Here is a 20,968-nt window from a genome sequence, read left to right on the forward strand (position 1 = left end):
ACAAATCGTGGATGCGTCCGCGCTCGACCACAGTCAAGTCATTCGCCGACGGCTTCGTCGGGAAAAACAATGACGTTAGGAAGAGGGGATAGGCGCTGATGGCTCTCTCACTCCGCACCACCCGGGATGGTCGCCCCCGTAAGAAGATCGACCGCAACCACTGGCTCTACATCGCCGTGATCGTCGCCGTCGTGGCCGGCATCATCGTCGGTCTCATGGCCCCGGCCTTCGCCACGGCACTCGAGCCGGTCGGCAAGGGCTTCGTCTCGCTGATCAAGATGATGATCGCCCCGGTGATCTTCTGCACGATCGTCGTGGGCATCGGTTCGATCGCCAAGGCCTCCACGGTCGGCAAGATCGGCGGCCTGGCGATGGTCTACTTCCTGGTGATGTCGTCGTTCGCACTGATCATCGGCCTGGTCGTCGGCAACATCATCCACCCCGGTGAGGGTCTCAACATCTCGGGAGCGACGTACGAAGCCCCGGCCGAGGCCACCACCACGCAGGACTTCATTCTGGGCATCATTCCCACGACGTTCTTCTCGGCATTCACCGGCGGCAGCATCCTCCAGGTGCTGTTCATCGCCCTCCTCGTCGGCTTCGCCCTGCAGGGCATGGGCGAGCGCGGAGCGCGCATGGTCGAGGGCATCCGCAACTTTCAGGTGCTCGTCTTCCGCATCCTCGGCATGATCCTGTGGCTCGCTCCGATCGGCGCCTTCGGTGCGATCGCCGCGGTCGTCGGCAAGACCGGCTTCCAGGCCGTGATCAGCCTCGGCATCCTGATGGGCGCGTTCTACCTGACGTGCTTCCTGTTCATCACGCTCGTGCTCGGTGTGCTGCTGTACGTCGTGACCCGCGTGAACATCTTCACGCTCATGAAGTACCTGGGCCGCGAGTACCTGCTGATCGTCGGCACCTCGTCGTCGGAGGCTGCTCTGCCCCGCCTCATCGCCAAGATGGAGCACCTCGGCGTCTCGAAGCCGGTGGTCGGCATCACCGTCCCGACCGGGTACTCGTTCAACCTCGACGGCACCGCGATCTACCTGACGATGGCCTCGCTGTTCATCGCCACCGCGATGGGCTCGCCCATGTCGCTCGGCGAGCAGATCGGGCTCATGATCTTCATGATCATCGCCTCGAAGGGCGCCGCCGGTGTCACCGGAGCCGGTCTCGCCACCCTCGCCGGTGGACTGTCGGCCTACCGCCCCGACCTGGTGGACGGCGTCGGTGTCATCGTCGGCATCGACCGCTTCATGTCGGAGGCCCGCGCCGTCACCAACTTCACCGGCAACGCGGTGGCCACGATGCTCATCGGCGTCTGGACCAAGGAGTACGACGGCCAGCGCGTCCGCGAAGTGCTCGCCGGCAACCTCCCGTTCGACGAGACGATGCTCACCGGCGACGGTCACGGCGGCTCGCACGGTGCGGCCGTGAACGAGGCGGCGGATGCCAAGCAGGACGCCTCCGTGGCGGTCGGCGCCGGCCCCGTCGGTGCCGTCGACACCTCGACGCTCAACGCCTTCCGCGTCCAGGCGGAGGCGGAGGAGTCGGCTCGGAGCCGCTCGTGAGCCTTGCGCACACCCCGGCGGGGGCGGCTTCGGCCGCCCCCGCCCCCGCGCGCGCGGACCTCGCCCGCACCTGGATGCTTCGCTCGCCCCTCGCGGGCGGCCTTGACACCGCGGCCGATGTTCTCGTGCTCGATCTCGAAGACGGCCTTCCCTCCGGACGCAAGGACGAGGGTCGCGATCGTGCGCGCCGCGCGGCCGCCGAGGTTCCCGTCTGGCTGCGCATCAGCGCCGCCGGCACCCGAGACGGGCAGGCTGATCTCGCTCTCGGACGCGAGCTCGACGACCGTCTCGCCGGGGTCGTCCTGGCGATGTGCGCCGGCCCCGCCGACGTCGGTCACGTCGCGGCCTCGCTTCCGGCGGGCACGCCGATCGTCGCGATGGTCGAGTCCGCCGCGGCTCTTCTGGCCGCCCCCGCGATCGCCGCGCACCCCGCGACCCGACGTCTCGCTTTCGGCACCGGTGATTTCCGTCGCGACACCGGCATGGCGGCGGACCGCATCGCGCTGTCGTGGCCGCGCGCCCAGCTCGTGGTCGCTTCCGCCGCGGCGGGCATCGCCGGCCCGATCGACGGCCCCTGCGGTCCGATCGACCAGGCGCTCGACGCGGCTCGGCACGCGGTCGCGATGGGTTTCACGGGCACCTTGGCGCTCCAGGATGCCGCCGTGTCCGGCGCCCATGCCGGCTTCACGCCCGCGCCCGACGAGGTGGAGCGCGCCCGCGCCCTGCTGACGGCGACTCCCGACGGTCCGGTCGACGGCTCGTACGCCCCGACGCTCGCGCGGGCCCGCGCCCTCATCGCGCGCGCCGAGGCCCTCGCCGCCCTCTGACCGAGCGATCACCCCGCGCAAGGTCCCTGAGCCCGTCGAAGGGACCGCCTGACCGCGAGGTCCCTGAGCCTGTCGAAGGGACCGCCCAGCGCAAGGTCCCTCAGCCTGTCGAAGGGACCGCCTGAGCGCGAGGTCCCTGAGCCTGTCGAAGGGACCGCCCAGCGCAAGGTCCCTCAGCCTGTCGAAGGGACCGCTCCAAACCGGCGGCTTCGACCAGCTCAGCCACCTCGCGAAGGACGCCCCTACCGCCTCCGGAACCACCTCCGACGCGGAGCCGGCGCCTCCACCGCGGCCGCGGCCTCGCGGGCGCGGCGTCTCTCGCCCCACGCCGCGAGCTCGGCCTCGACGTCGACGGTCGGGGTGACCACGGGCGGCCCGCCCTGCAGCTGACGCCGCGCCTCGATGACGCGGCGGTTGAAGTCCTCGAGGGCTTCCCGCACGTCGGGCTCGCGCGCGATGGCATCCATCCGCTCCGCCCGTTCGGCGTACTCGACCCGCAGCGTCAGGGCCGGGGGACCGAGACCCGAGAGCTGCTCGGTCTCGATCTTGCGCCGGATCCACCAGTTCGGGTCGTGCGACGCCCCCAGGTCGGGCAGGGGCTTGCCCGCCCCGGGCAGATCGTCGAACTCGCCGCGACGGATCGCCTGCTGGATCGAGGTCTCGACGAAGGCGGCACGCTCCGCAGCCGTCGAGCCGCGGGCCGGTGCCTCGGGCTCCGCTTCGGGTTCGAGCCCCGCCTCGCGCAGACGGCGGTCGAGTCGGTAGCGTTCGGCCTCCTGCCGGGGGTCTTCGCTCACGCCGCCTCCCGCTGTTCGCGCTCCAACCGGCGCAGGCGTTCACGTGCCATGTCTTGGGCGCGGGGCCCCGAGCCGAGCGCGCGCTCGGTGATCCGCAGCACGAGGCGGGTGAGGGTCAGCACGGGCAGGGGCCAGCGTCGCACGCCGAGCATCTTGCGGTAGCGGCGGGGGATCGTCGCGACGGCCGCGGCGAACAGCACGCGGTACGACAGACCCATGAGGCCGGGGAACGGCGGCTTGCGCAGGAAGCGCACGACGTCGGCCACGCGCTCGTCACCGCGCAGCTCGCGGCGGTCGGCGAAGCCGTCGATCTCGGCGCGCAGGGCGTCGCGCGTGAGGGGCGGATCGACCACCCGCATCAGGCGCCCCGCCGTCGCCCAGTCGGCGACGTAGGCGTCGGGTCCGCCGGGAATCGGTTTGCGTGAGACCTCGTGTCCGGCGAGGAACGCGTCGGTGAAGGCCAGGTGCACCCACCTCACGAGGTCGGCCGCCTCCGCCGTGTAGCCGCGCTCAGTGCCGTCACCCGCCCGGTATTCGCCCTTCACCCGTTGGTGGAATCGACCGACGCGTCGGGTCTCGGCATCCGCCTGCGTCGTACTCCCGTAGGTGAGGGTGATGACCCAGCGCACCGTACCGGTGAGGCGACCGATGGGGTCTTCGCGATAGCGCGACCAGTCGTGCACCCCCGCGAGCGCTCCCGGGTGCAGTGCTTGCAGGAGCAGAGCCCGGATGCCGGCGACGAGAGTCCCCATGCCGGCGTGCACGGTCCACGCGGGGCCGTTCTCGGCGAAGTAGCCGGTGTCGTCCCCGTCGGCGATGGCGCGGACGTACGGTGCCATCCCGGTCGGGTCGCCCGCCAGAGCGACGAGGATCTTGCCCCGCAGCGACTGGATCCAGCCGGGAGCGGAGGGGTAGGTCGCGTCGGTCACCTCTCCAGCGTGCCACCGTCTGAGCGGGCGGGCGCGGGATCGACCGAGGTCGTCAGTGACCTTCGTGCGAGATCACAGGAACGGTGCCGTCGTCGCGCATGAGCACGGCGTCCTGAGTGGCTCCGAGAGCCGGGGTGACGATGACCGAGAGCACGGCGGCCGCGACGAGCAGCCCGACGACGCTCATCGGCTTCGCCGCACGGTCTGCGGGTGCTCCATCGCGCAGACGGCGCAGGTGCACGGCGACCGTGGCGCCCACGACGACGAGCAGCACGCACGCGGCGGCGACGCCGAGGATGCTCGTGTGCGCGGGCGTGAGGAACATCAGTGCCGACACCACGAGCAGCGAGGCGATCGCGCCGCCCAGAGCGAGGCGCGGAAACACGAGACGGCCGGTGGAGAGGACCGCGCCGCCCCAGGCGAGAGCGGCGAGTCCCAAGACGACCGCCCCGATCCCGAGGCCGTCGGCGACGGCCCCGGAATCGGAACGGACGATCGCACCCGCGCCGAGGGCGGCGGTGATGAGGCCGGCCCCCCACGCGGATACGGAGGGCCACGACCGCACGAAGGTCGCGGCGGTCATGATCAGACCGCAGCCGTGCGCGGGACGTTGCGCTCGGTGCCGAGTCCGACACCCAGCAGCACGACGGCACTGGCGAGGTGGAGGAAGTGGTCGGGCACGTTCAGCGCAAGGATGTTCGCCGCGGTACCGGTCAGGAAGAACCCGACGATACCGAGCAGCAGGTACACGGCGCCGACGGTGGTGTTGACGCCCTTCGCGGCACGTGCGTTGGCCAGGCCCGCGATCAGCAGGGCCGCACCGATGAGCAGGTGGGCGATGTTGTGCAGCGGGTTGACCTCGAAGATGCCGAGCAGCAGACCGCCCTGCGTCGCGATGAAACCGACGCCGCCGGTGACGGCGAAGCCGAGAAGACCGACCAGCAGGTAAACGGCACCGAAGACGGTCGCGACGATGCGGTTGGGTGACGAGCTCATGATGAACCTCCCAGAGTGTTGGCAGCGACCGTCCGGTCGCTTCACCACATCTTCGGAGGAACACTTCGAATCGGATTGCCCTTTGCTTTCGCAGCACGCAATGCACTATGCCCGGAAACGACAGAAGGCCCCCGAGTACTCTCCGAGGCCCTCCGCAACAGATCCGACGATAGGCAGGGGTACCAGTCCGCCCGAGGGGATTGCATTTCGCGGGGTGTTCACGTAGCGAGCGATCTGGGACACTCATCGCATGCGGTTCGAGACCACACTGCTTCAGATGGGCAACAACACCGGCATCGAGGTGCCGCCCGAGGTGCTGGAGGCTCTGGGCGGGGGCAAGCGCCCTGCCGTGACCGTCGATGTGAACGGCTACACCTACACCAGCACTGTGGGGGCGATGGGCGGGCGCTCGCTCATCCCGTTCTCCGCCGACAAGCGCAAGGCGACCGGTCTGGCGGGTGGCGATGCGATCACGGTGGAGCTCGCGCTCGACACGGCGCCGCGCACCGTCGAGGTTCCCGACGATCTGGCCACCGCGCTCGCCGAGGTGGGGAGACGTGACGCGTTCGACGCGCTCTCGCCCAGCGCGCGCAAGGCGCACGTGACGAACGTGGAGTCCGCGAAGGCCGCCGACACCCGCTCGCGTCGCGTCGAGACGATCGTGTCGAAACTCGCCTGAGCGATCCGCGCGCCCCGGGCGATAGCCTGGAGCGGGAGGTCCCGTGGGGCGTACGAAAGAGGCCATCGCCGAGGGGCTGTCGATTGCGACGGCCGCGGCGCGTCTGACCGTGCGCAATCGGATCCTGGTCGAGACGATCGCCCGCGGGGGGCAGTTCGACGGCGAGGTCTTCGCCGACTTCGCCCGCGAGACGCTCGCCGCCCTCGCCGATGAGCAGGACCAGGCGGCCGAGCGCGTCACCCACCAGCGCAAGCGTGCGTGGGGACGGTTCTCCGACTCGTCGGGCACCCATGACTACCGCGATCGCGACACCCGCAACCTCCGCCGCCGGGCGAAGCAGTCCCGTGGCGTCGCGAAAGAGCTGCGTGCTCTCGCCGCCGACCCCGAGCGCCTCGCCAAGCTCGTCGCCGACGCCCGGATCGCGGCGTGGGGCGATGTCGAGGCGAACCTCAGCAAGCGGCTCGACGTCGAGGGCATGACCGCCGACGCCGATCCGGAGTACGCCCAGATGCGCAAGGCCCGTATGGACGCCCTGCGCATGGTCGACCTCGCCCGCCTCGCCTCCCAGGCCAAGCGCCGCGCGAAAGAGAAGGCCGCGGCCGATGAGGCCGAGCCCGCCGACGAGGTCGCACCGACGACCGGTGGCGGCAAGGGCGGCAAGAAGAAGAAGTCCGCGGCGCGCTGAGGGGTCCTCTCGCGTGAACTGACACGGGTGCCTTCGATCATGCGGCCGAGTCTCACCCGCGTGCGGCGCGGTGCGCGGGCGCCCGTGCGAGCCCCGAGTAGCGTCGGCGCCGACGGAAGGTGGATGCCATGGCGCAGCGACGCTTCGGACGAAAGCCCCGCGTGGCCCGAGAGGGATATGCGCTCGTGTCGGTGAGCGCCCGCGACGCGGCCGGCTTCGTGCACCACTACGACGACATCGAGGCCCCGCTCGGATCGCTGCACGAGGCGATGGCGATCCTGCAGCTGCACTCGGCGGCGACCGAGGCCGCGCACCGGGGTGAAGCCTCGGCCTGACCCGGCACCACCGCGACCACGCGGGACGCGGAGGGCTCGGCATCCGGAGACGGAAAAAGCCCCGGCCGGAGTTTCCTCACGGCCGGGGCTTGTCACTGTCTCAACACAGTGTGCGCCCGAAGGGACTCGAACCCCTAACCTTCTGATCCGTAGTCAGATGCTCTATCCATTGAGCTACGGGCGCTAGGGCCTCCGCGCGAAACGGCGCGCAGGCCGTGGTCCAGCATAGCCGGGACCCTGTGGCACGTCTAATCGGCCCCGCACACCCTGCATCCCGGGCGTGGCGCAGCGGTGACGGCATGGTGTCTGCGCGGTGACTGCGCCGGGGCGGAGGGGCGACGTACGCTGGCGGGATGAGCGCATACACCTCCGCGTTCGAGCTGTTCTCCATCGGGATCGGACCCTCGAGCTCCCACACCGTCGGCCCCATGAGGGCCGCTGTCGATTTCGCCGCTCGACTCGAGGGCGACGGCGCCCTCGAGAAGGTGGCATCCGTCTCGTGCGCCCTGTACGGCTCGCTCGGCGCCACCGGTATCGGGCACGGCACCCCGGACGCGGTCGTCGCGGGCCTGCAGGGCCTCGAGCCCGAGAGCGTGGATCCGGATGCCGTGCGGCGGGCCTGGTCGGATTGGCCCGAGGGGCAGCCGCTCCTCCTCGCCGGTCGGCGCGAGATCGCCTTCGCGAAGAGCGACGTGGTCTTCGAGCCGCGAACGCGGTTGCCCGGTCACCCGAACGCCATGACCCTCGTCGCGCGCGACGGCGATGGCGCGGTGATCGCGGAGGACACGTACTACTCGGTCGGTGGAGGCTTCATCCGCCGCGAGGGAGAACCCGCGCGCGTGGCGGCCGAGCCGATGCCGCTCGCGTTCGACGACGCGGCGACACTGCTCGCGCTGTGCGACGAGCGCGGGATTACGATCGCCGAAGCGGCTCGTCTCAACGAGACCGCGCTCCACAGCGACGAGGAGGTCGCGGCCGGCCTCGATCGCATCTGGGACGCCATGGCGGCGTGCGTGAACGCCGGACTCGCGAACGACGGTGTGCTGCCGGGCATGCTCAAGGTGAAGCGTCGCGCCGCGGTCATCCGCGGCCAGCTCGAGGAGATCCAGGCCGAGGGGCACCGCGAGCTGCCGGGCGAGTGGCTCGGCGCCTTCGCGCTGGCCGTCAATGAAGAGAACGCCGCGGGCGGACGGGTGGTGACCGCCCCGACCAACGGCGCCGCCGGCATCCTGCCCGCCGTGGCCATGTACTGGTGGCGATTCCTGGCTGACTCCGGACTCGGCCAGGGCAATGCGGTCACCCCTTACGGCGAGCTCGTCGGCAGCGCCCTGCTGGGCTACGACGGTCACGCGGTCACGCGCGGCGAGGTGTCGGCGTGGGACGACGACGATGTCGCAGAAGCCAATCGCCGTCGCGGCATCCGGCGATTTCTGCTGACGGCGACGGCGCTTGGCTCCCTCTTCAAGGCCAACGCCTCGATCTCGGGGGCCGAGGGTGGATGCCAGGCCGAGGTCGGATCCGCGTGTGCGATGGCCGCGGGTGGACTGACCGCCGTGATGGGCGGCACCAACCGGCAGATCGAGAACGCGGCCGAGATCGCGATGGAGCACCACCTGGGCCTCACGTGCGACCCGGTCGGCGGGCTCGTGCAGATCCCGTGCATCGAGCGCAACGCGATCGCGGCGTCGACGGCGGTCACGGCCGCACGTCTCGCCCTGCGCGGCGACGGCAGTCACTACGTGTCTCTCGACGCGGTGGTCGAGACGATGCGTCAGACCGGTATCGACATGTCGACGAAGTACAAGGAGACGAGCGAGGGCGGCCTCGCGGTCAACGTCATCGAGTGCTGAGCGGGAGCGGCGGCTCAGGCGTCGTCGCGCAGCTTCGCGGTGAGGGCGTGCAGTTGCGCGAGTTCTGCGTCGCTCAGGCGCGCCATGCGCTCGGCGATGGAGCGGGCGTGCGAAGCGGCGATGCGACGGAAGATGACCGCTCCCTCTTCGGTGGCCGTCACCAGGGACCCTCGCCCGTCTTCCGGGTCGGCGCACTTGGTCACGAGGCCGCGCGCGACCATCCGCTCGACCAGTCGCGAGACGCTCGGCTGGCTGATCAGCATGTTGCCCGTGACCTCGCGCAGGCGTGCCGTCATGCGCGGGGCGCGGGTGACGGTGAGCAGCACGTCGTACTCAGCCTGCGTGAGTTCGGTGCCGTCGAAGTCGGTGCGGATGTCGTCGAACACCTCGTGCTGGGCGCGGAAGAGACTCTCCCAGGCCTGCACGGCGAGACGACGATCGGTCATAGGTTCAGCGTAGGGGAGCGGCCCGGCGGGACCGCTCTCTCGACCTCGGCGCGGCGCACAGAGTAAGGGCCGGTCGGAGAGGCTTCCGACCGGCCCTTGTCCCTGCACCAAGAGTGTCCTGCAATCACATGTCGGTAGCTGCCACAGCAAAACAACTACCGTGCGAGCACTCTATAACGGTGAGGTAACGGAGGGGAAGAGGGGCTCGTTATGTTCTTGTGATCGATTTCCGACGAGCGGGCCGGGACTCGGTTCCTGATGCCGGGCGCGACGGCTCTGCGTATTCCGGCCGACGTCGGCGCGTTGCCCTCCGCGGTGCTCGGCGGACCGAGGGCGAGGAGTAGATTCGCCTCATCCTCATCGCTTAGGGATCCCGTGCGCCTGCTGCCCTCTTCGTCGCGCGTCGTCTTCGGTGGCATGGTCGCCCTCGTCGCCGCGGTGACGACGGCGCTCGCGGTGCTCGTGCCCGCCCTGACCGAGCAGGCCGGTGACGCCGGGGCGCGCGGCGTCGTCGCCGCTCGATCGGGAGCCGAGACCGGCCTCGACCTCGCGCTCCCGGCATCCGGAGACCCCGTCGCTCAGGACGAACTGGTGCGTCGCACGATCGCCCGCGTCATGCCCGACGGTGCCGACCTCTCGATCGAGAGGACGGAGACCGCCGGGCTCCTCGACGCCGGGGCGGGGCGCGCGTATCTCGCGAGTATCGACGGCCCCGCCTTGCCCCTCGAAGCCGGACGATGGCCCGCCACCGCCAGCGAGGCCGCCCTCGGCTCCACTGTCGCAGAGACGCTGGATGTCGAGATCGGCGACACCTTCGACCTCGGCGGCCGCACGGTGCAGGTCATGGGATTGTGGTCGTCGTCGCGCGCGGCGGCGGATCGATGGTTCGGCGTGCGAGCGGCCTTCGCCGCGGGCGGGGGAGAGGGCCCCGTCGCAGTGTCGGCGGAGGTCGTGGACGCCGTGGCCACCGCGGACGGTCTGACGCGCGAGGTGCATTGGACGCTGCGCCCCGACGCCGCGCGCCTCGACCTCGCGACGTTGCACGCGGTGAGCGCGGGGTGGCGAGCGCTGCCGGACGCCCTGGCGGCGGAAGGGGTGGAAGCCGCGGACATCGAGACCGCCGGGGCCCTCGTCCCGACGGCGCAGATCGCGTCGGCCCGCGCCGCGGTGCTGAACGCGGCCGCGCCCGTTTCGCTGGCGACCGTCGCTCTCGCCTCGCTCGCGGTGACGACCCTGTTCGCCGCTCTGCTGGTGGGCTCCGCAGCCGCCGAGCGCCGGACCCGCTGGGCGCGGGGGCAACCGCTGACGCGCATCGTCGCCGCCGAGTCGGTGCGAGCGCTCGTACCCGGCGTCGTCGGTGCGATCGTCGGTGCGGTGACGGTCGCCGTCGTGCTCACGCCGTCCGTCGCCATGGTCCCGTGGATCATCGGTGCCACCGCGGTGGGGGCCGCGGCTCCGGCGGTGCTCGTGGCCGTCCTCGCCACCCGCGACGTGGGCGTCCTCAGTCGCGCGGAGGGGGCGGCATCACCCTCGCGCCGGTGGAGTGCCGGGGTCGCGGCATCCGTCGTCCTCCTCCTCGCGGGCTTCACGACCTGGCGCGCGCTCACGCTCGGCTCGACCTCGGGCGACGGTCGCGGCGGCCTCTCGCCCGACCCCGTCGCCGTCGCCGCCCCGGCAGCGCTGCTGCCCGCCGCCGTCCTCGTCGCGACGGCCGCCCCGTTGCTGCTGACGCAGCGGCTTCGCGAGCGTCGTGCCGCCCGAGGCAGCGCCACCGCGTTCCTCTCCGCGATGGGCGCGGCGCGGCGTCCGTTCGCCCTCGCCGCGACCGTCGCCGTCGTGGGGGTCGCTGTCGCGCAGCTCGGGTTCGCCGCGGTGTACCAGTCGACGTGGGACGCGGGGTATCGCACCGCCCTCGCCGCCCAGGAGGGAACGGACCTGCGCGTCGCGGGCGACGGCGACGAGCTGACGCCCGCGGTGCTCGACCGCGTCGCGGGTGTCGAGTCGGTCGCGGGGGTCGCGCCCGTGTGGACGGCGAACACCTCGATCGCCGCGCGTTCGGCCTCGCTCGTGATCGCGTCGCCGGCCGCGGTCGCCGCCCTCGCCGATCCCGCGGTCCCCGACCGCGATCGTCTTGCCGAGGGCGCACGCTCCGACGCTCCCGGCCCGCTCCTCCCCGAGGACGCCCAGGACCTGACGGTGCAGGTACGGGCGACGGATGCCACGGCTCAGGCCGCCGCGGTCGTTCTCGTGGACGCGTGGGGGCGGGTCACCTCCGTGGGGGCCGGAAGCGACGGGGCATTCGCGATCCCCGCCGTCTCCGCCGGCCCGGGCGGGGCGTGGCGGCTGGCGGCGGTCGAGGTCGCCGTATCGACAGGGGATGAATTTGGAGCCCTGGTCGCCATCGACGGCGTGAGCGTCGACGGGGCGCTGCTCGACCTGGGCGCGGCGGTGATGCCCGTCGACATCAGCGGCGAGGCGATCGACATGCAGACCGCGGCGGGTCCCGCCGAGGTCTCCGTCGGCAGTGCGATCACCCGGGTGCGGTTCGTGCCGGTCGCATCGACGGCCTCCGCCGTCGTTTCGCAGGCGTTCGCCGCGGCCTCCGGCGTGACGGAGGGAGACACTCTTCCCCTCGCGCTCGCGCCCGGTGCCGAATCGCGGCCGGCCCGCGTCGCCGCGGTCGTTCCGGTCATCCCCGGGGCGCCCCTCGACTCGGCCGTCTTCGTCGACGTCGGGACGGCGCTGTCGTCGCGTCTGCGCACCGCCACGGCACTCCCGGGAGCGGAGGGCGCCTGGATCTCGCCGGGTGCCGATCCCGAGGCCGTCGCCGCGGTGCTGCCCGACGGATCGCGGATCGCGGGCACCACCGCCGACGACGGGTACGTCGTGCTGTCGAAGGTGCCGACGTTGCTCTGGACGGGTGCCGCGGGCTTCGCCGCCCTCGCGGTCGCGGGGCTCGCCGCGATCGCCCTCGTCACGCGTCGATCGAGGCGCGATGAAGCGTCGTCCCTGCGCGCGATCGGTGTCGCACGGGCAGTGCGCCGGCGCCTGCGCGTGACGGAGGCCGCCGCCGCGGTCGCGGCGGGATCCCTGGTCGCCGTCGTGGCGACGGCGGTGGCAGCGATGGTTCTCCTCCCCGTCGTGATCACCGGTGCCCTCCCGCGAGCGGTCGATGCGGACGTCGTGATCGATCCCGTGCGCGCGGGCGGTGTCGTCGCTCTCGCCGTGCTCGTCGCACTGGCCGTCGCCGTCTGTTTCGCGATGCGCGACGACATCTCCACGGACGGAGGCGAACGATGAGGCGGTGGTGGCGCACGATCGCACCGCATCGATTCGCCCTGGCGCTCGTGTCGATCACGGTCGCCGTGCTCGTGGCATCCGGAGTCGCCGTTCCGCGCGTGCTCGACACGGTCGCCGACGCGCGACTGGCGGCGGCCCTCGCGCCGGAGGGCGACGCGGAGGCGGTCGCCGCGGCGAGTGTCGTGTTGAGCGCCGACCTCGACGACTTCGCGTTGGGCGCCGACACCGTCGACGACGTGGCCACCACCCTCGCGCGGTATCCCGCGACCGTCGATGAGCCGCTGCGGTCGGCTCTGGGGGAGGCGGCGTGGATCCTGTCGTTCCCCGATGTCACGGCGGTCGCCGTCGATGGCTCGCTCCTTCGCATCCGCGTGGGTACGGCGCCCGAGTACCAGGGGCAGTGGTCGATCATCGAGGGAACGGCCCCGCGACCTGCCGCCTTCGGTGCACCGGTCGAGATCGCCCTCGAGCAGTCGGTCGCGGCCCGAGCCGACGCGAGCGTCGGCACCGTGTGGCAGGGTCCCGACGGATCCTTCGCCGTGACGGCACTGATCGCCGACGCGGAGGGCGGTCCGTCGGCGCAGGACGTCTTCCATCGGGCGGTCTCGTCCCGCGTGAGCGCCACCGATGACCTCGTCACGGTCGGGGCGTACGTCGACCCGGGGTCGATCGCGACGCTCGGCCCTCAGCTCGCTCGCGCTCAGCTGGTCGCGACGCTCCCCGTGCGTGCACAGGGCCTGCGATCAGGCGATGTCGACGGCCTCGAACAGGCGGCGAACAAGACCTCCGCGCAGGGGACCACCCTGGCGAGCGGCTATCCCGTGACGGTCTCGACGCGACTGTCCGCCCTGCTCGATCGGGTGCGGACCGCGCAGGACGCGCTCGTCGCCCTCACGGCCCTCCTCGTCGCCGCGCCCCTCGGCGCCGCGATCCTTCTATGCGCCCTCGCCGTCACCGCCGCCGAGCGCCGCCGCGCGGGGGAGCGTCGGCTCGTCTCGGCGCGTGGTGCGGCGACCGGGCGCGTCATGGCACGCGGGGCCGTCGAGGCGTCGCTCGCGGCGACTGTCGGAGGGGTAGCGGGGTGGGCGCTGGCGGTCGCCCTGACGCCTCGGTCGACGCTTCCGGATGCCGTGGCCACCGGGCTCGGCCTCGTCTTCGTGGTCGTGGCCGGGGTGGCGGCGCTGGCGGCGATGTGCGCGCGCCAGGCGGTGCGGCCGACGCGGGTGCCGTCGGTGGTGCGGGTCGCGAGGGACGGGGTCGTGGTCGCCGTCGCCCTCGTCTCACTCTCGCTCCTGCTCGGACGCGGGGTTCCCGCCGCGGGCGTGGACCCGTTGCTCAGCCTCAGCGTTCTGCTGGTGGCGGTCTCCGCGGGGCTCGTGCTCGCTCGGGTGCTCGGCCCGCTGGTGAGTCCCCTCGCCGGGGTCGCGTCGCGCGGCCGTTCCCTCGGCGTCGCTCTCGCGTTGTCCCGACTGGCGCGAGGGGGCGGGCGCGCCCTGCAGATCACCGGCGTGACGATTGCCGTGGCCACCGCGACCCTCTCCCTCGGGCTGGCGCAGCTGACCGGCGACGGCATCTCCGCCGCGGCCTTCCGCAGCGTCGGTGCCGACGTGCGTGCGTGCGGCGACGATGCCTCCCTCGCCGCGACGAGCCGAGAGGCGGCCTCGGTCGACGGCGTCGCCGCCGTCGCGCGGGTGCGCCGGCTCGACGGCATCCCGGTGACGGGGGATGGACGACTGCGGCCCGTCACCGTGCTCTCCGCATCGACCGTCGACCTGCACCGCGTCGCGCCCCCCGTCCCCGAGCTCGGCGACACCGATCCCGTGCCGGCGGTGATGTCGCGCTCTGCGGCGGAACTGCTCGAGGGGACGTTGGCGGTCGGGGGTCGAGAGGTGTCGGGTGCAGCCGTCGTCGACGACGACGTCCTGCCTTCGTTCGCGGACTCGTGGGTGCTGCTCGACGATCGCGCGGCGGAGGCTCTCGCCGCTCCCGTCGGGGCGTCGTGCCTCGTCATCACCGTGATGCCCGACTCGCCTCCGGGGCTCGTCGCTTCGCGCCTGCGCGACGCGGATCCCGGGCTCGAGGTGGTCGATGTGGCGTCCGCGACGGCCCAGCGTCTGGCCGCGCCCACGGCGGCGACGATCCTGGGGCTCCTTGCGGGGGCCGCCGCTCTCGCGGTTCTCACCGCGCTCGCCCTCTCGGTCATCACGGAAGCCGCAGCAGCGCCCGAGCGGCGGCGAACGCGCGCTGTGCTGTCGGCGTTGGGCGCGGGCCGGGTGCACGGCGTGGTCGCGGTCGAGGCGGTGCCGTTGGCGACGGTCGCCGCCATCGTCGGCTGGGGCGTCGGGTGGGTCGGCGTCGTGGTCGTCGCGGGGGCGGGTGGTCTCGCCGACCGCCTGGGTATCGCCGCACCGCTGTCGATCGCCAGCGTCGTGGCGCCGGCGGCCGCGTCCGCGCTGATCGTCGGGGTGATCGCTGCCGCATCGACGACCACGGCCGCGATCGCGGGCAGGCGGCGCCGCGCGCGCCGCGATGAGGGAGAGGAGCGGGGCACATGACGGAGAGCTCGGTCGAGATCGAATGCGTCGATCTGGTGAGGATCTACCGCGGAGCGGGCGTCGAGGTGCAAGCCCTGCAGGGGCTGAACCTGCGGGTCGAGAGAGGCGAACTCACCGCGATCGTGGGCGCGTCGGGGTCGGGCAAGTCGACGCTGCTGTCGATCCTGTCGGCCCTCGATGTCGCGAGCGCGGGGCGCGTCCACGTGGCTGGTCGCGACCTGCTCGCGCTGACCCCGCGCCAGCGGGCGGAATACCGTCGCACGGTGGCGGGATTCGTGTGGCAGCAGACGGCCCGCAACTTCCTTCCGGGCCTGACGATCGCCGAGAATCTCGACCTCACGTTGTCGGTGGGGCGCATCCCGCGCCGCGAGCGGCCGGCTCGTGCGGCGGAGATGCTGTCGATGCTCGACGTGGCGGGCGTCGCCGACCGACGGCCGGGCCAGGTCACCGGAAGCGAGCGACAGAGGGCGGCGATCGCGCTGGGCCTGGCCAACGGGTGCCGTGTGCTGTTCGCCGACGAGCCCACCGGAGAGCTCGACGATGCCAGCTCCGCGCAGGTGCTCGCGGCGATGCGGGCCGTGAACGAGCGCTCGGGTGTGACGGTGCTGATCGTGACCCACGACTCCGGCGTCGCCGATCACGTGCGCAGAACCGTCGGCATCCGGGACGGACGGACCTCGGTGGAGGTGTGGCGCGATGAGGCCGGACCCGGCAGAGATGCCCGGGAGTACGCCGTGCTCGATCGCGCCGGCCGTCTGCAGCTTCCGCGCGAGCACATCGACAGGCTCGGCATGCGCGACCGCGTGCGGTTGCAGCTCGAGAGCGATCACATCCGCGTGCAGCCCGCCGAGACGACGGAGGGTTCTGCGGCGGCGGCGGAAGGGTCGGATGCCGCGGGCCCGCCGCCCGCGACCAGAAGGAGCCGGCGCCGATGAGTGGAGACGACATGATCAGGGTCGCGGGTCTCACCCGCTTCTTCGGACGCGGGGCTGCGCGCACGACCGCCCTCTCCGACGCGTCGCTCTCCGTCGCAGCCGGCGAGTTCGTCGTGCTGCGGGGCCCGTCGGGGTCGGGGAAGACGACGTTGCTGACCCTCGCGGCGGGCCTCGACGAGCCCGACGCGGGGGAGGCGTGGATCGGCGATGTTCGGGTGACGGGGGCGGGGGAGGCGGATGCCGCGCGCCTCCGCCGCGAGGTGATGGGTTACGTCGACCAGGAGTTCGCGCTGGTTCCGTTCCTCACCGCGGCCGAGAACGTCGAGCTCCCTCTGCGGCTGCGCGAGGCGGGAGCGCGCGAGCGACGGGCGCGGGTGGCGGAGATGATCGATGCGGTCGGCCTCGGTGACCATGCCGCTCAGCGGCCCGAGGAGTTGTCGGGCGGTCAGCAGCAGCGCGTCGCGGTGGCGCGCGCTCTCGTGCACCGGCCGCGGGTGCTCGTCGCCGACGAGCCCACGGCGCAACTCGACAGTGGCACGGCGGCATCCGTCATCTCGCTCGTGATCGAGCACGTGCGCCGCGACGGGATGGCCGCCCTCATCGCGTCGCACGATGCGATCGTCGCGGACCGCGCCGACCGGGTCGTCGAGATCCACGACGGGAGGGTGCGCGCCTGACCGGTCTCAGCGGCCCCGCACGTGGTTCCACTGCGTGATGACCTCGGTGCCGTGCTCGAAGCCGAGCTCGCTGACCGCGGAGGTGCCGAGCACGAAATAGCGACCGCCCGCTGCGGTCAGGCCGAGCCAGGTTCCCGCGAGGGCGCGGAGGAAGTGCCCGTGCGAGAACAGCAGCACCTGCTGGCCGGCGCGCACGCGGGGGCGCAGCTCGGAGAGCAGCGCTTCGGCCCGTGCCGTGACCTGCGCGACGGACTCGCCCGGCGTCTCGCCGGCGGGCGTGCCGTCCCAGATGGTCCAGGGATGGCCGAGCTGCTCGATGATCTCGGGGGTCGTGAGGCCCTCGTATGCGCCGTAGTCCCATTCGACGAGGCGCTTCTCGGGCTGGGCATCCGGATAGCCCGCTCGGGCGGCGGTCTCGACCGCGCGCTGCAGGGGACTCGTGAGCACGAGGTCGTAGCGGCGGGTGGCCAGCAGGGTGCCGGCGAGCTCGGCCTTGTAGGCACCGGTCTCGGTGAGCGGAATGTCGGTGAGTCCCGTGTGCTTGCCGGAGCGGCTCCACGCCGTCTCGCCGTGGCGCACGAGCACGATGCGCCCGTCGGGTTCGGTCAGCTCTTCATCCTTCACCCGTCCATCCTTCCGCGCCGCGGGCCTGTCGGCATCCCGAGACGGACGAAGGGCCGGTCGGGAGATTCCCGACCGGCCCTTTCCTGCACCAGAGTGTCCTGCAATCACATGTCGGTAGCTGCCACAGCAAAACAACTACCGTGCGAGCACTCTATAACGGTGAGATAACGGAAGGGAAGATGTGTCCGTGACACTTTCGTTATTCATAGGTTTCGGCGGCCGGTGCCCCCCGGCCCCGGCTCCGCGGGGCGATGTCGGAGGTCCTCGTTAGCATGCAGACATGCCACCCGAGACGCCCTCGACGCCCCCGCCAGACGGGCCACGCACCCGTCACGCGCTCGTGGCCGAGGCGCTCGCCGCCGATGCGGCTTTCGCGGCGGCAGAGGCTCGGCGTACCCGCGCCTACGCGGCGCTCGGGCAGTTCGGCGTCGACGCGAACGCAGAGCGAACGTCGGTGCGCGCGGCCGATATGGCGCTGCGCGAGATCGCGTCGGAGGTCGCAGCGGCGCAGCGCCTCTCCGACCGCACGGTGCAGGCGCACATCGGGCGCGCGATGCTGATGGTCGACGACTTCCCGGCCACCCTCCAGGCTTGGGGTGAGGGGGCGCTCACGCGGGCGCACGTGCGGGCGATCGCCGACATCGGCGCCGCACTCCCCGAAGAGCGCCGCACCGAGTTCGACGCCCTCGCGGTGGGGCTCGCGCCGCGACTGAGCCCGGGGCGCCTGCGCTCGCGCCTCGCCGCCGTGGCCGAGAAGCTGCAGCCGACGACGCTCACCGAGCGGCATCAGCGAGGTCGCGAGACGCGCTGTGTGCGAGTGGTCCCCGGTGTCGACGGCATGTCCGACCTCATCGCGACCCTCCCCACGGTGCTGGCCGTCGGAATCTACGACCGGCTGACCCAGCAGAGCAGGGTGGTGATCGACGCGCGCAGTGGGGGCGCCCTCGCGACCCCGGGCGTGACGGGTCCGGATGCCGTGACGGCAGCCACCGGCGCATCCGCGGCCACGACCGATGAACGCACCACCGCGCAGTTGCGCGCCGACATCCTCGCCGACCTGCTGCTCGCCGCCGCTCCGGTCTCCGACCCCACGGTCTCGGGCGACGGACCGGGGGCGCTCGGGGCGATCCGCGCGCGCGTGCAAGTGGTCGTCCCCGCTCTGTCGGTGGTGCGGCCGGGGGAAGAGGGCCTCGATCCCGCCGAGCTCGTCGGGCACGGACCGATCGACATCGACACGGCTCGCCGCATCGCCGAGGCGACGTCGATGCCGTGGGATCGCGTGATCACCCACCCCGTCACCGGCGCTGTCCTGATGACCGACACGTACCAGCGCACCGCGGCGATCGACCGGCACCTCCGTGCCCGCGATCGCCGGTGCCGGTGGCCCGGGTGCGTGGTCCCCGCTGTTCGATGCGAGGTCGATCACACCGTCGACTGGGCTCTGGGCGGCACGACCGACGTCGCGAACCTCGCCCATCTGTGCCAGCGACATCACTCGCAGAAGCAGTTCACCCGCTGGAAGGTCCGACAGCGCGCCGGCGGGGTGCTCGAGTGGACCTCTCCGTCCGGTCGGGTCTACGCCGACGAGCCTCTGCCGTACTCGCCGGCGGTGCGGTTCCTCCCGGATGATCCGTCGCCGCCGGAAGACGAGGCGGCACCGTTCTGAGGGAACGACAGGGCTGAGCCTCGCCGTTCACCTCCGCCTGAAAGAATGAACCGTGCCTCACGACATCCGCCTGATCGCCGTCGACATGGACGGCACCCTCCTCGACGGAGACGGCAAGGTCCCCGCGGGGCTGTGGGACGTGCTCCCGCGCCTCGCGGCTCGCGACGTCTCGTTCGTCCCCGCGTCCGGCCGGCAGCTGGCGGCGCTGCGACGCGAGTTCGGCGCGGCGGCCGACGGCATGACCTTCATCGCCGAGAACGGCGCGTACGTCGTGCGCGAGGGTGTCGAGGTGGCATCCGCGGTCTTCTCCCGTGACGAGGTCGAGCGGGTCATCCTGCGGTTGCGCGCGCTGATCGCGCAGGGCTACGACCTCGGGGTCGTGCTGTGCGGCAAGCGCTCCGCCTACATCGAGCGGGCGGACGCCGCCTTCCGCACGAACGCCGAGGCGTACTACGCCGCTCTCGAGACGGTCGACGACCTGCTCGCCGCCGACGACGACGTGCTGAAGATCGCCGTGTACGACTTCGCGATCGCCGAGCACAGCGTCGGGCCCGCTCTCGACGACCTCACCGACACGCTCCGCGTCGTCGTGTCGGCGCGTCACTGGGTCGACATCATGCAGCCCGGCGTCGACAAGGGCACGGCGCTCCGGAGCCTGCAGAACGCCCTCGGAGTCGCGCCGGCGCAGACGGCGGCCTTCGGCGACTACCTGAACGACCTCGAGATGATGGATGCCGCGGACTGGTCGTTCGCGATGGACAACGCCCATCCCGAGGTGGTGGCGCGTGCGCGGCACCGCGCGCCCTCGCACCTCGACCACGGCGTGGTCACGACGATCGAGGCGCTGTTCCCCGAATTCGGCCCCGAGGGCTGACGAGATTCAGCGGGTCACCGCGTCGAGCGCGGCCGCGAGATCGGCGAGCAGGTCGTCGGCGTCTTCGAGGCCGACCGACAGGCGCAGGTGGCCGTAGCGGCGGAACTCCTCGGGGTACGTCGCGGTGCGCGGTCCCTCGGCGGCGGTGTGCACGATGAGGCTGTCGTCGTGCCCGAGCGAGAAGCCCGAGGTGATGAGACGCAGCTGCGCGACGAAGCGGTTCTGCAGGTCGGGGTCGCCGTCGAGGGCGAAGGCCATCATGCCGCCGAAGCTTCCGCTGAAGCCGTCGCCCCCGAACTGTCGGGCCGCGAGCTCGTGCTGCGGGTGCGAGGCGAGGCCGGGGTAGGCCACGAACGCGACCCGCGGATCGGCGTCGAGGAACGCGGCGACACGGGCCGCCGAGGCGAAGTGCTGGCGCAGGCGCAGCGGCAGGGTCACCGAGCCGCGCTGGATCATCCACGCGTTGAAGGGGGAGATGATCCCGCCCACGTCGACCATGGCGTCGGCCTTGATCGGCTCGATGAGGTCGGTGCGCCCGATGACCGCGCCGCCCATCGCGTCGCCGTGACCGTTGATGAACTTGGTGAGCGAGTGCACGACGAGGTCGGCGCCGTCGGCGAGCGGGCGATAGAACGGGGGAGGCGTGAAGGTCGAGTCGACCATAAGGATCGCTCCGCCCTCGTGCGCGATCTCGGCGAGCAGCGCGATGTCGGCGACCTTGGTGGTCGGGTTGGCGATCGCCTCGACGCACACGAGCACCGTCTCGGGCCGCATCGCCTGGCGCACGGCATCCGGATCCGTCACGTCGACGAACGTCGCCTCGATGCCGTATCGGCGGGGGAGCAGCTCGGTCCACAGGCGCCAGGTCGCTTCGTAGACGACGTCGCTGACCACGACGTGGTCGCCCGCGCTCACGTGCGTGAAGAACACGGCGTGGAGGGCGGCGACTCCGGATGCCAGGGCCACGGCGTCTTCGCCGTGCTCGAGGGCCGCGAGCTTGCGCTCGAGGGCGAGCTGATTGACGCCGGTGTTGCGGGTGTAGAGGCCGGGGGCCGTGGCCGACCAGCTGATCTCGCTCGGATCGTCGGGCAGGGCGAAGGAGTTCGCCATGACGAGGGGCGTGCGCAGGGCCTTCGTGCTGTCGAGCTCGATGCCGCCGTGGACGGCGAGGCTCGCGTCGGACATGCTGTCGGCGAGGGTGCGATCGGGACGGGTGGTCATGTCG

The 20,968-nt window shown here is 72.0% G+C and carries 19 protein-coding genes and 1 tRNA gene; 12 read left to right on the plus strand and 8 right to left on the minus strand.

Going from position 1 to position 20,968, the window contains the following annotated elements; genetic code table 11:
- Window positions 1-98 precede the first annotated feature (98 nt).
- Both FS769_RS08220 and FS769_RS08225 read left to right on the plus strand, forming a co-directional pair.
- Entirely contained in the window at window positions 99-1,568 is a 1,470-nt protein-coding gene (locus FS769_RS08220; RefSeq protein ID WP_144832226.1) for a cation:dicarboxylate symporter family transporter, read from the plus strand.
- Window positions 1,565-2,395, plus strand: coding sequence for an aldolase/citrate lyase family protein (locus FS769_RS08225; protein WP_144832229.1), 831 nt, complete (start codon window positions 1,565-1,567; stop codon window positions 2,393-2,395). The genes FS769_RS08220 and FS769_RS08225 overlap by 4 nt, the downstream gene beginning before the upstream one ends.
- Before the next feature lie 242 nt (window positions 2,396-2,637).
- Here the strand turns inward: FS769_RS08225 and FS769_RS08230 are convergent, their stop codons facing one another.
- Genes FS769_RS08230 through FS769_RS08245 form a run of 4 tightly spaced genes read right to left on the minus strand, consistent with a single transcriptional unit; the run spans window position 2,638 to window position 5,117 of the window.
- The gene (locus tag FS769_RS08230) at window positions 2,638-3,192 is read right to left on the minus strand and encodes a DUF1992 domain-containing protein (protein WP_144832232.1); all 555 of its coding nucleotides are present in this window, start codon (window positions 3,190-3,192) and stop codon (window positions 2,638-2,640) included.
- The gene (locus tag FS769_RS08235; RefSeq protein WP_144832236.1) at window positions 3,189-4,121 is read right to left on the minus strand and encodes an oxygenase MpaB family protein; all 933 of its coding nucleotides are present in this window, start codon (window positions 4,119-4,121) and stop codon (window positions 3,189-3,191) included. The genes FS769_RS08230 and FS769_RS08235 overlap by 4 nt, the downstream gene beginning before the upstream one ends.
- A gap of 52 nt (window positions 4,122-4,173) precedes the next feature.
- A complete protein-coding gene (locus tag FS769_RS08240; RefSeq protein WP_144832239.1) occupies window positions 4,174-4,704 on the minus strand; it encodes a hypothetical protein in 531 nt (176 codons plus the stop codon).
- Window positions 4,705-4,706: 2 nt separating this feature from the next.
- A complete protein-coding gene (locus tag FS769_RS08245) occupies window positions 4,707-5,117 on the minus strand; it encodes a DUF4383 domain-containing protein (RefSeq protein WP_144832241.1) in 411 nt (136 codons plus the stop codon).
- 250 nt (window positions 5,118-5,367) lie between these two features.
- Between FS769_RS08245 and FS769_RS08250 the strand changes: the two genes are divergently transcribed.
- The 3 genes from FS769_RS08250 (at window position 5,368) to FS769_RS08260 (ending at window position 6,816) form a co-directional block, all read left to right on the plus strand.
- Window positions 5,368-5,796, plus strand: a complete 429-nt coding sequence (locus FS769_RS08250) for a YdeI/OmpD-associated family protein (RefSeq protein WP_144832244.1) — start codon at window positions 5,368-5,370, stop codon at window positions 5,794-5,796.
- A 43-nt stretch (window positions 5,797-5,839) separates the two neighbouring features.
- Window positions 5,840-6,481, plus strand: coding sequence for an asparagine synthase (locus FS769_RS08255; protein ID WP_230704997.1), 642 nt, complete (start codon window positions 5,840-5,842; stop codon window positions 6,479-6,481).
- A 128-nt stretch (window positions 6,482-6,609) separates the two neighbouring features.
- Entirely contained in the window at window positions 6,610-6,816 is a 207-nt protein-coding gene (locus FS769_RS08260) for a hypothetical protein (RefSeq protein WP_144832246.1), read from the plus strand.
- Between the two features lie 111 nt (window positions 6,817-6,927).
- Here the strand turns inward: FS769_RS08260 and FS769_RS08265 are convergent.
- Window positions 6,928-7,000, minus strand: a tRNA-Arg gene (locus FS769_RS08265).
- Between the two features lie 169 nt (window positions 7,001-7,169).
- Here FS769_RS08265 and FS769_RS08270 point away from each other — a divergent pair.
- Entirely contained in the window at window positions 7,170-8,666 is a 1,497-nt protein-coding gene (locus FS769_RS08270; protein ID WP_144832249.1) for an L-serine ammonia-lyase, iron-sulfur-dependent, subunit alpha, read from the plus strand.
- Window positions 8,667-8,680: 14 nt separating this feature from the next.
- Here FS769_RS08270 and FS769_RS08275 read toward each other — a convergent pair whose 3' ends face one another.
- Window positions 8,681-9,112 carry a MarR family winged helix-turn-helix transcriptional regulator gene (locus tag FS769_RS08275; protein WP_144832253.1) on the minus strand — a complete coding sequence of 144 codons (432 nt, stop codon included), beginning with the start codon at window positions 9,110-9,112 and terminating at the stop codon, window positions 8,681-8,683.
- A 375-nt stretch (window positions 9,113-9,487) separates the two neighbouring features.
- Here FS769_RS08275 and FS769_RS08280 point away from each other — a divergent pair, with 375 nt between their 5' ends.
- From FS769_RS08280 to FS769_RS08295, 4 genes are read left to right on the plus strand one after another with little or no spacing between them, the layout of a single operon-like run.
- Window positions 9,488-12,412, plus strand: coding sequence for an FtsX-like permease family protein (locus tag FS769_RS08280; protein ID WP_144832256.1), 2,925 nt, complete (start codon window positions 9,488-9,490; stop codon window positions 12,410-12,412).
- The gene (locus FS769_RS08285; RefSeq protein WP_144832258.1) at window positions 12,409-14,967 is read left to right on the plus strand and encodes a hypothetical protein; all 2,559 of its coding nucleotides are present in this window, start codon (window positions 12,409-12,411) and stop codon (window positions 14,965-14,967) included. Before FS769_RS08280 ends, FS769_RS08285 begins: the two co-directional genes overlap by 4 nt.
- Window positions 14,964-15,902, plus strand: coding sequence for an ABC transporter ATP-binding protein (locus FS769_RS08290; RefSeq protein ID WP_144832261.1), 939 nt, complete (start codon window positions 14,964-14,966; stop codon window positions 15,900-15,902). The genes FS769_RS08285 and FS769_RS08290 overlap by 4 nt, the downstream gene beginning before the upstream one ends.
- Window positions 15,899-16,579: an ABC transporter ATP-binding protein gene (locus FS769_RS08295; RefSeq protein ID WP_144832263.1), complete on the plus strand. Its 681-nt coding sequence runs from the start codon at window positions 15,899-15,901 to the stop codon at window positions 16,577-16,579. The genes FS769_RS08290 and FS769_RS08295 overlap by 4 nt, the downstream gene beginning before the upstream one ends.
- A 6-nt stretch (window positions 16,580-16,585) precedes the next feature.
- Here FS769_RS08295 and FS769_RS08300 read toward each other — a convergent pair whose 3' ends face one another.
- Window positions 16,586-17,203 (minus strand): histidine phosphatase family protein, encoded by a 618-nt coding sequence (locus tag FS769_RS08300; RefSeq protein ID WP_144832266.1) that lies wholly within the window; start codon window positions 17,201-17,203, stop codon window positions 16,586-16,588.
- A gap of 280 nt (window positions 17,204-17,483) precedes the next feature.
- Between FS769_RS08300 and FS769_RS08305 the strand changes: the two genes are divergently transcribed.
- Both FS769_RS08305 and FS769_RS08310 read left to right on the plus strand, forming a co-directional pair.
- On the plus strand, window positions 17,484-18,869 hold the full coding sequence (locus FS769_RS08305; protein WP_144832269.1) for an HNH endonuclease signature motif containing protein: 1,386 nt from the start codon (window positions 17,484-17,486) through the stop codon (window positions 18,867-18,869).
- Between the two features lie 52 nt (window positions 18,870-18,921).
- Entirely contained in the window at window positions 18,922-19,743 is an 822-nt protein-coding gene (locus tag FS769_RS08310; protein ID WP_230705002.1) for a Cof-type HAD-IIB family hydrolase, read from the plus strand.
- A gap of 6 nt (window positions 19,744-19,749) precedes the next feature.
- Here FS769_RS08310 and FS769_RS08315 read toward each other — a convergent pair whose 3' ends face one another.
- Complete coding sequence (locus tag FS769_RS08315; protein WP_144832272.1) at window positions 19,750-20,964, minus strand: PLP-dependent aspartate aminotransferase family protein; 1,215 nt, start codon at window positions 20,962-20,964, stop codon at window positions 19,750-19,752.
- Window positions 20,965-20,968: the final 4 nt, after the last annotated feature.

The organism is Microbacterium sp. BH-3-3-3 (assembly GCF_007679045.1).
GTDB classification, from domain to species: Bacteria; Actinomycetota; Actinomycetes; order Actinomycetales; family Microbacteriaceae; genus Microbacterium; species Microbacterium algihabitans.